The 12,369-nt window shown below is 60.7% G+C and carries 11 protein-coding genes; 6 read left to right on the top strand and 5 right to left on the bottom strand.

From position 1 onward, the window contains the following. Positions 1-79: 79 nt before the first annotated feature. The 3 genes from FNU79_RS16465 (at position 80) to FNU79_RS16455 (ending at position 3,224) form a co-directional block, all read left to right on the top strand. A complete protein-coding gene (locus FNU79_RS16465; RefSeq protein ID WP_185974770.1) occupies positions 80-994 on the top strand; it encodes a carbohydrate ABC transporter permease in 915 nt (304 codons plus the stop codon). Then, on the top strand, positions 991-1,851 hold the full coding sequence (locus FNU79_RS16460) for a carbohydrate ABC transporter permease (protein ID WP_225430134.1): 861 nt from the start codon (positions 991-993) through the stop codon (positions 1,849-1,851). The genes FNU79_RS16465 and FNU79_RS16460 overlap by 4 nt, the downstream gene beginning before the upstream one ends. A 71-nt stretch (positions 1,852-1,922) precedes the next feature. Continuing rightward, entirely contained in the window at positions 1,923-3,224 is a 1,302-nt protein-coding gene (locus FNU79_RS16455) for an ABC transporter substrate-binding protein (RefSeq protein ID WP_143721888.1), read from the top strand. 36 nt (positions 3,225-3,260) lie between these two features. On the opposite strand, the gene FNU79_RS16450 is transcribed toward FNU79_RS16455, so the two are convergent. The 3 genes from FNU79_RS16450 to FNU79_RS16440 are packed head-to-tail and all read right to left on the bottom strand — an operon-like array spanning position 3,261 to position 6,380. Then, positions 3,261-4,331 (bottom strand): phosphotransferase family protein, encoded by a 1,071-nt coding sequence (locus FNU79_RS16450; protein ID WP_143721887.1) that lies wholly within the window; start codon positions 4,329-4,331, stop codon positions 3,261-3,263. After that, positions 4,328-5,116, bottom strand: a complete 789-nt coding sequence (locus FNU79_RS16445; protein ID WP_143721886.1) for an SDR family NAD(P)-dependent oxidoreductase — start codon at positions 5,114-5,116, stop codon at positions 4,328-4,330. Before FNU79_RS16445 ends, FNU79_RS16450 begins: the two co-directional genes overlap by 4 nt. Continuing rightward, positions 5,106-6,380 carry an acyl-CoA dehydrogenase family protein gene (locus FNU79_RS16440; protein WP_143721885.1) on the bottom strand — a complete coding sequence of 425 codons (1,275 nt, stop codon included), beginning with the start codon at positions 6,378-6,380 and terminating at the stop codon, positions 5,106-5,108. The genes FNU79_RS16445 and FNU79_RS16440 overlap by 11 nt, the downstream gene beginning before the upstream one ends. A gap of 125 nt (positions 6,381-6,505) precedes the next feature. Between FNU79_RS16440 and FNU79_RS16435 the strand changes: the two genes are divergently transcribed. Next, positions 6,506-7,225 (top strand): FadR/GntR family transcriptional regulator, encoded by a 720-nt coding sequence (locus tag FNU79_RS16435; RefSeq protein WP_185974769.1) that lies wholly within the window; start codon positions 6,506-6,508, stop codon positions 7,223-7,225. Between the two features lie 179 nt (positions 7,226-7,404). Next, complete coding sequence (locus tag FNU79_RS16430) at positions 7,405-8,196, top strand: enoyl-CoA hydratase-related protein (RefSeq protein WP_143721883.1); 792 nt, start codon at positions 7,405-7,407, stop codon at positions 8,194-8,196. Between the two features lie 63 nt (positions 8,197-8,259). On the opposite strand, the gene pgi is transcribed toward FNU79_RS16430, so the two are convergent. After that, the gene (gene pgi / locus FNU79_RS16425; RefSeq protein ID WP_143721882.1) at positions 8,260-9,897 is read right to left on the bottom strand and encodes a glucose-6-phosphate isomerase; all 1,638 of its coding nucleotides are present in this window, start codon (positions 9,895-9,897) and stop codon (positions 8,260-8,262) included. 148 nt (positions 9,898-10,045) lie between these two features. Then, positions 10,046-11,101, bottom strand: a complete 1,056-nt coding sequence (locus tag FNU79_RS16420; protein WP_143721881.1) for an LLM class flavin-dependent oxidoreductase — start codon at positions 11,099-11,101, stop codon at positions 10,046-10,048. Between the two features lie 131 nt (positions 11,102-11,232). Here FNU79_RS16420 and FNU79_RS16415 point away from each other — a divergent pair, with 131 nt between their 5' ends. Beyond that, on the top strand, positions 11,233-12,246 hold the full coding sequence (locus FNU79_RS16415; RefSeq protein ID WP_143721880.1) for an MBL fold metallo-hydrolase: 1,014 nt from the start codon (positions 11,233-11,235) through the stop codon (positions 12,244-12,246). The last annotated feature ends 123 nt before the right edge of the window (positions 12,247-12,369 follow it).

Raw genomic sequence — 12,369 nt, 5'->3', positions numbered from 1 at the left:
TAATGTTCACTGCTTCCCTGATCGGCTGGCCGTACGGTTGGCGTTTGTTTAGTTCTCCTCTTGGCATGAGTGCCGCCTGATGACTGCTCGAGTGGCTGGCAAAAAACCTGCGCCGAGCGGTTACGCCCGCGTGTCGTGGTGGCTGTTCGTGCCGACCCTGCTTCCCGTGGTGGTTTTGTCGGTCTGGCCGCTGCTTCAGGGCGTCTATCTGGGCTTCACCGATTACACGCTGGGCGCGGAGAGCCGGAAATTTATCTGGTTTGGCAACTTTGCCAAGATGTTCTCAGACCGTCAGTTCTGGAGTTCGTTTCAAATTGGAGCCGTCTGGACGGTGACGGTGACGGCGGGCGTGATCGTGCTGGGCATGGGCCTGGCGCTGCTGCTCAACGCCCGCTTGCCTGGACAGGCCGTAGCCCGCGTGCTGGTTCTCATTCCTTGGGCCATTCCGCCAGTCATCAAGGGCATGATCTGGCGGCTGATCTACCACCCCAGCAGCGGCTTTCTCAACGGCTTTTTGGTGTCGGTGGGCATTCTCAAATCGCCGATCGACTGGCTGGGCAGCTTCACTTGGGCCTTGCCCGCCGTCATCGTAGTCGGTATCTGGACGGGACTCCCGCAGGCCACAGTAGTGCTGCTGGCGGGCCTTCAGACCATTCCCGAAGACCTCCACGAAGCGGCCTCGCTCGACGGAGCTTCAAGCTGGCAGCAGCTTCGCCACGTCACTTTGCCGCTGATGATGCCGGTGATTCTGGCGGTTTCGGCGTTGGAATTTATGTGGAATTTCAATTCGTTCGGACTGGTCTACACTCTCACCGAGGGCGGGCCTGCCGGAACCACCCGGCTGCCGATGCTGTTCGCCTACGAAGAAGCCTTCCGCTACGGCAACATCGCTTACGCCTCGGCGCTGGGCCTGGCCATCGTGCTGATTATCGGGCTGGCGCTGCTTTACAGCGTTCGCAGCCAGTTTCTGTCGGCCACCAAGGCGGCGGCGTGAGCGCTCCTCAAATCCTTTACCGCCGCAAATCCAAATTCTCCGGCTCCCGCTTGCTGATGTCGCTGCTGATGTGGGGCTTCGTGCTGTTCTTGGCGTTTCCGGTGGTGTGGCTGCTCTCCACCGCCTTCAAACCCAACGCTGAAATCTTCGGTGCGGCCAGCTTTTTTCCTAAAGCGCCGACGCTGAGCAATTTCTCGGAGGCCATCAGCGACCTAGGCGTCGTGCAGAGCGCTTTCAATACCTTCAAAGTCAGCATTATCTCAGCGGCACTGACGCTGGCGATTGCCACGCCGGCTTCCTACGCGCTGGCCAGGCGGCCCAGCGGCATCAACAAAGCGGTGCTGATCTGGATTTTGGTGACGCAGACCTTTCCCGTCATCTTGGTGCTGGTACCGCTGTTTCTGATTCTGGCCCGCTTCGGCCTGGTCAACACCCACCTCGGCCTGATTCTGGTGTATGTGGTGTGGAGCTTGCCGTTCGTCCTGTGGATGCTGCAAGGCTACATCGCGGGCATTCCGGTTGAGTTGGAAGAAGCGGCGGCGGTAGACGGAGCCACGCCCTTGCAAGCCATTCGCCACATCTTGGTGCCGCTGATTTTGCCGGCACTGATCGCCACTGGCTTGTACGCTTTCATCAACGCTTGGAATGAATTTTTCTTCGCGTTGGTGCTGCTCAAGTCGCCTGAGCTGATGACCATCCAGGTCAATTTGTCGCGGCTGCGGGGCGTCGAGGGTTTGGCCCGTTGGGGGCCACTGGCGGCGGGCAGCGTGCTGGCCACCATTCCCACGCTGATTTTGTTCGCCTTTATGCAGCGCCGCTTGGTGTCGGGCCTGCTGGCGGGCGGGGTCAAGGCTTAAGAACCGTTAAGATAAATTTCCACCTTCAACGTTCAATCTATTCTCCAGCTCACAGCTCAGCGAGGACCCTTATGCAAACACCTAAAAAGATCGCTCTGATGACCGCCGCTTTGCTCGTTACCGTGCAGCCCGCCGCCCTCGCGCAAAATAACGCTCCGGTCAAACTGCGCTTCGTCAGTCTGGCGTGGCAGACCCAGGCGATTGCGGCGGTCAAGACGGCAGTGGCCGGCTGTAACGCCCAGAGCAAGAGCTATCAGGTGGACTACCAGCAAGTCTCGTGGGACTCGGTTCAGGACTACCTGACCACCTCATTCGAGGCCAAGAGCGTGCCGGACATCTTTCACTATGAATCCACCCCAGTCATGGAATTCGGCGCACGCGGCTACCTGACCGACCTTTCCAAAATGATTCCGGCGGAAATGAAAAAGGACGTGGCCAAGGGCGCGTGGCAGACCGTCACCGCCGATAACGGCAACATTTACGGCGTGCCGTTTTTGTGGGAGTCGCTGATCACCCTCTACAACAAAGACCTGTTCAAGGCGGCGGGCATTCGGGTGCCGACGGTGGCCAAACCCTGGAGCTGGACCGAGTTTCAGCAGGCCTCCAAGAAGCTGACCATCGACAAGAACGGCGACGGCACGCCGGAGCAGTACGGCTCGGCTTTCGGGCTGCGCTCGCCCACCAACCGGATTTTGAATCTGGCGCTGGGCTTCGGCGGCAACTATTTTTACAAGAGTGGTAACAAGTATGTCATCAAGGTGGGCGACAAGGAAAAAGCGCTGCTCAAAATCCTGCTGGACATGCATTACGCCGACAAATCGGCGGCCCCCGACGGCCTGACGGCCCAGAGTCCCGAGTTGTTCGCGGGCTTTTTCTCCGGCAAGTTCGCCATGCTGCCGGGCATCGGGGTGTGGGCACGCCAGACCATCGCCGAGAGCGGCCCAAAAAACTTTAACTGGGGCGTGCTGCCGCCGATGAAAGCGCTCAGCCAGGCGCAGGGATCGGCCACCCAGACCTTGAGCATTCCCGCTTCCAGCACCCACAAAAAAGAAGCCATGCAGTTCATCAACTGCCTGGCCAACCGCACCAACGACGGCAAGCTGGCGGCGGGCGACTGGCTGTTTCCCACCCGCACCTCGTCACTCAAAGGCTCTTACTTCCAGTCGCCCAACAACGGCTGGAAGACCGCTTCCGAATCGGCCAAATACCTGACGATGGCTCCCTTTCAAGAAGTCAGCGGCTTCACCGAAGTCAAGAGTAAAGTGCTGACGCCCACCTTTCAGCAACTGCTGGCCAACCGAATCACTCTGGATGACGCCGCCAAGCAAATTGAGCAGCAAGGCAACGACATTCTGGCCAAATACTATAAATAAGAGGGTAAACAGTGGGCGAGGAGCGGAGCGCTTTGCTTAAGCCCCCTCCCCTATTTGCCGCGCTCCTTCTTCGATGAGGGCTTGGGCCTGCTCGCCCAGCAGAGCGAAGCGCTCGTCGGTGGTTTGTCCGGCGTGGTAGCGGGCGTAGATCTGCTGCAAAATCACTGCGAGCTTAAAGACGCCCAGCACTTCATACCAGCGCAGGTTCGAGAGGTCGCGTCCCGTTTGCTCAGCGTAGCGCTCCAGAAATTCGGCGCGGGTCAAAAAACCCTGTGCGGCGGCAGGCTCGCCAACCAGCGTGCGCTGATGCTCCGGAAAGCCGCGCTGCGTCCAGTAGGCCATCGTCAGGCCCAAATCCACCAGCGGGTCGCCAATGGCCGTCATCTCCCAGTCCAAGAGGGCCACCACTTTCGACGGATCATCTGAGGCGAGCATCAGGTTATCCAGCTTGAAATCGTTGTGGACGATGGTATGGGCGCTTTCGGCAGGCACGTTGGACAGCAGCCAGTCCACTACCTGCTTGCTGTGGACGCTCGGGTGCGTCTCGGCGCGTTGCCAGCGTCCGGCCCAGCCTTCGACCTGGCGGCGGTTAAAACCTTCGGGTTTACCTGAGTTGCTCAGACCGCTGCTGACCAGGTTTACAGCGTGCAGCCGCGCCAAAGTGTCGACCAACGCTTCGGAAGCTTGGCGGGGAGCATTCGGCAAGTCGGCGTATTCGGGCGGCATGGAGGTGCGGATAATCACGCCGCTGCGCCGCTCCATCAGGAAAAAGGGAGCGCCCAGCACGGCGGCGTCCTCACACAAAAAGACGGGACGCGGCGCTTCGGGGAACACCGGATGGATTTTTTCGAGGAGGTGAAACTCGCGCACCATATCGTGGGCTTTGGGCGCAACCGGCCCCAGCGGAGCGCGGCGCAGCACATACTCGGCTGCACTGTCACCCGCTCCGGCCTTCACCAGATACGTCAGGTTGCTGTGGCCGCCGGGAAACTGCTCGACTTCAAGTTGGACGTCGCCCAGCACTGGGCGCAGAGCCTCATACAGAGCGTCCAGATCAAGTTCCTCACCCCTGCGGACGCGGGCCGTATCAGAGGAAGGGGCGCTCACTCTGGTTTGCTGCCAACGCTGGCATTTTGCAGCAGCGCCATCGCCTTACCGCGCAGCCGCCGCATTTTACCGATCCAGTTGTCGTAGTTTTCCGCCTTGACTTGAAAACTCTGCAAGGTGCTGGCGTGGGTGGTGATCAGGAATTTTTCCTCGTGTAGGGCTTCCAGCACCGCTTCCACCAGCACGTCGGTGGTCACGGCGGTTTGCTGGAGCAGCGGCGCATTCTGAATCATCGGTGTCCAGACGCCTTCCGGGCACAGGCACGACACTTTAATGCCCCTGTCTCCGTAGGTGATCGCCAGCCACTCGGCAAAGGCCAGCGCCGCGTGCTTGGTCACGGCGTAGGGCGCGGAATGCAGCTCGGTCAACAGGCCCGCCGCTGAGGCGGTGTTGAACAAGTAGCCTTCGCCGCGCTCCAGCATGCGCGGCAGCAGGTGGCGGGCGGCCCAGACATGGCTCATCACGTTGACGTTTTCGATGAGCCTCCACTGGCTATCGGGCGATTCCGGCCCCGCGCCGATGGCGATGCCGGCATTCGAGCAAAACAGATCGATCTCGCCCTCATTGGCCCAGACATCTTCGATGAGTCGCTGAATGTCTTTTTCGTGGCTGACATCTGCCGCCACGAATCTGGCTCCAGCCGACTCGGCCTCGCGCTGGCCCGCCTCGGCGCTGCGGTCTGAGGCGATCACCCGCGCTCCTTCCTTGACGAAGCGCTCGGTCAGGGCTTTGCCGATGCCGGACGCGCTGCCGGTGACGACAACGGTTTTGCCTTTAAGCTCCATTTGCTTTCCTCCGGGTATCCACGCCTTGCCGCTTGAGTTCCATTTTGGCCACCGTTTCCAAATGCACGATGTCGGGGCCGTCGGCCAGCCGCAGGGTGCGGGCCTGAGCGTACATCTGGGCCAATGGCGTGTCGCCGCTGACGCCCGCGCCGCCGAACACCTGAATGGCGCGGTCAATGACTTTAAGGGCCACGTTCGGGGCGACCACCTTGATGGCGGCGATCTGCGAGCGGGCGGCTTTGTTGCCCACCGTGTCCATCATGTGGGCGGCTTGCAAGGTCAGCAGGCGAGCCTGATCGATCTCGATGCGGCTCTCGGCGATCAGCTCGTGGACGTGCTGGTGGGCGGCCAGCGGTTTGCCGAACGCCACGCGCTCAGCGGCCCGCGCCACCATCAATTCCAAAGCCCGCTCGGCCTGCCCGATCAGGCGCATACAGTGGTGAATGCGGCCCGGCCCGAGGCGGCCCTGCGCAATTTCAAAGCCGCGTCCCTCGCCCAGCAGCATGCTGGTCACAGGAACGCGCACATTCTCGAAGATGACTTCGGCGTGGCCGTGCGGCGCGTCGTCGTAACCGAACACCGTCAGCATCCGCTTGATGGTCACACCCTTCGCGTCCAGTGGAACCAGAATCATCGACTGTTGCAGGTGGCGCTCGGCGTTGGGGTCGGTCTTGCCCATGAAGATGACGACTTTGCAGCGGGGATCGCCTGCGCCCGAAGTCCACCACTTGCGCCCGTTGAGTACATACTCGTCGCCGTCACGGGTGATGCTGGACTCGATATTGGTGGCGTCCGACGAGGCCACTTCCGGCTCGGTCATGGCGAAGCAGGAGCGGATTTCACCGTTCAGCAGCGGCGTCAACCAGGTTTCTTGCTGCTCTTTGGTGCCGTAGCGGGTCAGCACTTCCATATTGCCGGTGTCAGGGGCGTTGCAGTTAAAGATTTCGGGTGCCCACCAGACCCGGCCCATGATCTCGCATAGCGGCGCATAGTCGAGGCTGCTCAGACCTGCACCGAACTGGCCTTCCGGGTCGCTTTCACGCGGCAAAAACAGGTTCCATAAGCCCGCTTCACGCGCCAGAGGCTTGAGGTCTTCAATGAGCTGCACGTGTTCCCAGCGGTTGCCGGTGTCGACTTGCCGGGCGAACTCGGCCTCGTTGGGGTAGATGTGCTCCTGCATAAAGGCGCTGAGGCGCTGCTGCAAGTCTTGGGTGCGCCCTGAGCGGGTAAATACCGCAGTGGTCTGATCTAATGTACCGGTCATGGTTGACCCTCCGAAGATGCGAAAAAAGGTGGGAGAAAAACAAGGTTGGATGCCCCTCAACCCTAACCTGTCTGATAGGCTGTTGCAAGGGCAGGAGTTTGAGTCCGCTCTGCTCACCACCAGTGATGACTAAACTTCCCACCACCGACCAAACTGCTGACAGCCGCGCTTTTCAGGTCAGCCGATACTTGATGGAATACATCCGCCACGAGCGCTTGAAAGCGGGCGACGCGGTGCCGAGTGAAATGAAACTGAGCCGTGAGCTCAATGTCAGCCGCAGCGTGGTGCGCGAAGCTTACCGGACGCTGGCGGCCACCGGCGTGATCGACATTTCCAACGGCAGGACACCCAGAGTCAGCCGGATCGACTCGCTACCGGTCAGCGCCTTGATGCGCCACGCCATGTACACCGGACAGGTCACGCCGCTGCAAATCATGGAGTTGCGCTCGGCGCTCGACACCCAGGCGGCGCGTTTGGCAGCCCGTCACGCCACGCCCGACGCGCTGGAGTCACTTCAGCGGGCGCTGGACGCCATGCGTGAAGCGGGGCCGATTGGAGGCGCGTACATTCGTCACGACGTTCACTTTCACGCGCTGCTGGCCGAGGCGTCGGGCAACCCTTTGATCGCGCTGCAAGTCACGGCGCTGAGCAAAGCTGCCCGCTACAGCATCCGCGCCGGGCGCAATGCCGAGCCGTCGGCGCTGGGGTTTGCCGAGCTGCTGATGCGCCACCAAGTGCTGCTCGCCGCAGTGAAAGCGGGCCACGAGCAGGCCGCCGTAGAAGCCAGTCAGATGCATTTCACGGCGGCGGAAGCGGCACTCGACCTTGCGCTGCAAGAGGAATGAGGCCCTGCACGAGGAATGAGAACTTCGGTGACAGAATTGTCGAAGCGGCAGGCACGAGTGATGCCGTTCTGCCCAAGACAGCGGAAGGAGAAAAGAGCGGTTGTCAGGAAAAGAATTGTAAAAATGACGGGGTTGCATTTTTGGAACGGATTGAACGGCAACCGTATACTCTAAACCTTATGACTTCATCCAATCCTGTTCTTTTGTCTGAAACCAAGAACGCTGTCCTGACACTGAGTCTCAACCGCCCCGAGCGCCTCAACGCCGCCAATGACGAGCTGCTTTTCTCACTGACCGAGGCCCTCAAAGCGGCCGAAACCGATCCCGCCGTGCGCGTTGTCGTCATCACCGGAGCGGGGCGCGGCTTTTGCGCCGGGCAGGATTTGGGAGACGTGCAAAACCGGGAAGGCAGCACCAACTTCACTGAGCACCTGCGCCACACGTACATTCCGCTGATTCAAACCATTCGGGGCCTGAAAAAGCCGGTCATCACGGCGGTTAATGGCGTGGCAGCGGGCGCAGGCGCGAGTCTGGCCCTCAGCGGCGATGTCCGGCTATGGAGCGAGAACGCCACCCTGATCGAGGTGTTTTCCAACATCGCCCTGATCCCTGACGCGGGCAGCACTTGGTTCTTGCCCCGCTCGGTGGGCGCGGCCAGAGCTTTTGAATTAATGGCCTTTGCCGAAAAGGTAAGCGCCGCAGACGGGCTGAAGATGGGCCTGTGCGAGCAGGTCTACAGCGCCGAAACCTTCGCAGACGATGTGCAGGCCTATGCCGAGCGCCTAGCGGCCCGCCCGCTGAACGCCCTCGCCCTTACCAAGCAGGCGCTCAACTTTGCCCTGAGCAGCTCGCTGGACGCCGCGCTGGACAACGAATCGGTCTTGCAACAACTGGCAGGCGACCATGCCGAGCACAAAGAGGGCGTGCGGGCCTTTGCCGAGAAACGCAAGCCGGATTTCGGGAAATTCTGAGCACCTGAGCTTCCTAGACTTGCAGACGGGCGGCTCTCCCCTGAGAGCTAAGGCGAGAACAATCTACTCCGCCCGTCTGCCCGCCCGGTAGCGCCGAATCAAAGCGTTGGTGCTGCTGTCGTGCTGCAAATCCGGCTCGGCCCCGGCTTGCAGCTCCGGCACGATTTTGGAGGCCAGCACCTTACCGAGTTCTACGCCCCACTGATCAAACGAATTGATATTCCAGATCGCGCCCTGCACGAAGACTTTGTGTTCGTACAGGGCGATCAAGCTGCCCAGAATGCGCGGGGTCAGCTTGTCGGCCAAGATGGTATTGGTGGGCCGGTTGCCTTCAAAGACGCGGTGCGCCACTTGCTCGGCCTTGACGCCATCGGCTTCGACTTCTTGCCGAGTTTTGCCGAACGCCAGCGCCTCGGTTTGAGCGAACACGTTGGCCATCAGCAGATCGTGGTGCGGCGTCAGCGGATTGAGCGTTTGAATAAAGCCGATGAAGTCGCAGGGAATCAGCTTGGTGCCCTGGTGAATCAGTTGATAAAACGCGTGCTGGCCGTTGGTGCCGGGCTGGCCCCAGATGACCGGGCCGGTCTGATAATCCACCAGATCGCCCTCAAGCGTCACATGCTTGCCGTTGCTCTCCATATCGAGCTGCTGCAAATAAGCGCTGAAGTGCGAGAGGTATTGGTCGTAGGGCAAAATAGCAACGGTTTGGGCGTCAAAAAAATCGTCGTACCACAGGCCCAACAGGGCCAGCAGCATCGGCAGATTTTTGTCGGCGGGCGCAGTGCGGAAATGCTCGTCCATCTCGTGAAACCCGGCCAGCAGCTCATGGAAATTGGCGGGGCCAACGGCGATCATCAGCGACAGGCCAATGGCGCTGTCCATGCTGTAGCGCCCACCCACCCAGTCCCAGAAGCCGAACATGTTGGCGGTGTCGATGCCGAACTTGCCCACCGCTTCCGCGTTGGTGGAGACGGCCACGAAGTGCCGCGCCACCGCCGCGTCGTCTTTTAAAGTGTCCAACAACCAAGCCCGCGCCGAAGTCGCATTTGCCATGGTCTCCTGCGTGGTGAAGGTCTTGCTGGACACGATAAACAGCGTCTCGGCGGGGTCGAAGCCGTGTGTTTTCTCGACGAGGTCGGTACCGTCCACATTCGAGACGAAGCGCACGGTCAAATCGCGCTGGCTGTAGAACTTGAGACCCTCGTAAGCCATCACCGGGCCGAGATCAGAGCCGCCGATGCCGATGTTGACGATATTTTTGATCGGCTTGCCGGTGTAACCCAGCCATGTCCCGGCCCGTACCTGATCAGCGAAGGCGGCCATCTTGTCCAGCACCGCGTGAACCTCCGGCACCACGTTCACGCCGTCCACCATTACCGTGCCGCCTTTGGGAACACGCAGGGCGGTGTGCAGCACGGCTCGGCCTTCGGTCACGTTGATTTTCTCGCCCGCGAACATGGCATCGCGCTTGGCGGCCACGCCGGTCTGTTCGGCAAGCTGTAGCAGGAGCCTGAGCGTTTCGTCAGTCACCCGATTCTTGGAGTAATCCAGAAAAAGGCCCGCGCCCTCGGCAGTCAGCTTTTCGCCGCGCCCGGCGTCGTCGGCGAACAACTCCCGCAACTGCTTGTCTTTGAGCTGATCGTAGTGACGCTCTAAGGCTTGCCAAGCCGGCTGTTGGGTCAGAGAAGTGGATTTTGTCATGGGTGCTGCCTCCCGGCGGGCACAAATCAGTGGAGGAAAAGTGTGCCGAGCCAAACAATTTCAGGATAGCAGCGCCGCATAAACCTGTTTACCCAAACTTTCTTTAGAAATAACAGTGTTGAGCAATGCGGCAGCAAAGAACTCGGCGCTAATCTGCCGCGCTCTGCTGCACTTTTTGCGGATAGAGCTGCGCCAACCGTTCATACGAGCGCTTTCTGTCGGCCAAATCGGGGATCATGCTGCCGATCATCAGCTCATCCGCGCCGGTCATCTCCAGAACCTGATCCAGCCGCGCTTTGACCGTTGCCGAACTGCCAGCTACAAACCGGCCCGTTCGGCGCATGGTGGCGAGCTGGGCGCGTTCGGCGGGCGTGTACGGATAGCGCTCCGCTTCCTCCACGCTGGCAAATGGCTCGGTCTGGCCGCGCACCAACCGCAAGAACATCAGGCCCAGCGGCAAGGCCAGGCGCTCAGCTTCGGCGTCGGTGTCGGCCACGATCACGGTTTGCGCCACGATGACTTTGGGAACCGGGAACTGCTCGGAAGGCCGGAAGGCTTGGCGGTAGGCTTTAATCGACTGCGCCGCCAAGTCGAAGTCGGGGTTGATGTGGGCGGCAAAAGCCAGCCCCGCACCAATTTCGGCGGCCACCGACGCGCCGTGACCGGAGCTGCTCAGCATCCACAGCGGCGGAAGCGGTTGATCATAAGGCGCGGCGATGACGCCTTCAAAAGCGGTGCCCGCAAACGGATGCTTACCCGCGAACTCGCGCCCACCGAAGGCCAGCAGTTCGGTGAGTTGAGACTCGAAATCGTCGGCTTGCAAAGCTTCACGCGACCTTCTGAGGGCCAGCGCCGTCCTCATGTCGGTGCCGGGAGCGCGGCCCAGTCCCAGATCGATGCGGTCAGGGGCCAGTGCTTCGAGCGTGCGGAACAGTTCAGCGACTTTGAGCGGCGAGTGGTTGGGCAACATCATGCCGCCCGCGCCCAGCCGCAGCGTGGTGGTACGCTGGCTCAGCGCGGCGATCAGCAATTCGGGAGCGCTGCTGACCAGCGACTGCATGTTGTGGTGCTCGGCCAGCCAATATCTTTTGAAATTGAGCGCCTCGACGTGCTGCGCCAGTTCCACGGTGTCTTTAATGGCCTGAGCGCTGCCGCCAGCGGTGAGCGGCACCAAATCGAGAACGGAAAGAACAGGAGAGGTCATGCCCACAGTCTGCGCCGCACGGGAAAAGCCAACCGCAGACGCGCTCTCTTTTGAGACACTTCTCTGGCTTGCCTTGTTCCGGAGCAGGTGACAGGCGGCCAGAACATGGCCAATGTGCTATCAAAGCGGGTATGTCCTTTGTCCTGCCCCCACCCCAGCGCCACGCCCTTGCCGACGGCACTTTGATTTACAGCTTTCCGGTGCGGGTCTTCGGCGACTTTTTGGCCAACATCTACGTCGTGCGGCGCGGCGACTATACGGCCCTGATCGACACCGGCAGCGGCACCGATCAGAGCAATGCCGACCTGCTCACGGGCTTTTCGGCGCTCAGCGACTTGGACGCCCACATCACTTGGACGGGCTTGTCGCGCATCGTGATTACCCACGGCCATATCGACCACCACGGCGGCTTGGACTTTGTACGGACGTTGACTCAGGCCCCCGTCGCCGTTCACGAGCTTGACCAGCCGGTGCTGAGCGCTTACCGCGAACGAATTGTGCTGACTTCACGGGCCTTGCGGGCCTTTTTGCACGGAGCGGGCGTGGACGAGGCGGGCGTAACGGCTTTTATGAAGATGTACGGCGCGGGCAAAATCCGTTTTGTGGGCGGCCCCGTTGACACCGAACTCCATCACGGCGACCTACTGGACGGCCTTTTTAAAGTCATTCACACGCCGGGACATTGTCCGGGGCAAGTCTGCTTGCGCGTGGGCGAGGTGCTGCTGAGCGCCGATCAGGTGCTGGCCCACACCACGCCACATCTCTCCGCTGAGAGCATCACGCCTGGCAACGGCTTGTCGCATTATTTGCACTCGCTCGATCTCCTGGACGCCGAGGAAGGCATTGTGCTCACGCTGGCTGGACACGAGGAGCCGATTTCAGATTTGCGTGCCCGCACCGCCGACATTCGCGCCTCACACACGCGCAAAATGAAACGCATTCTCAGCATTTGCACCACTCCCAGCAGCTTGCAGGCCATCACCAGCCAACTTTATCCGCGTGTCAAAAGCTACGACACCTTGCTGGCGCTCGAAAAAGTGGGAGCTTTGGTGGAGTACCTCAGTGCACGCGGCGAAGTGCGGGTGGCCAACCTTGAGCAGATGGAGCGCGACGAAGAAGCTGCACCGCTCTATCAGACAGCCTGAGCCAAACTTTTCTGGCTTTTGTAATAGGTATCTGATTAGCGGCTTCCGGCGCTCCCGTCCAAGGACGAGGGTGCTGCTGTTAAGCTGTGGCGCATGGCTGGGACGCTGAGAGAACAGGATCTG

It is taken from the genome of Deinococcus detaillensis (assembly GCF_007280555.1).
Taxonomy (GTDB): Bacteria; Deinococcota; Deinococci; order Deinococcales; family Deinococcaceae; genus Deinococcus; species Deinococcus detaillensis.
This window is presented reverse-complemented; position numbering and strand designations above follow the sequence as displayed.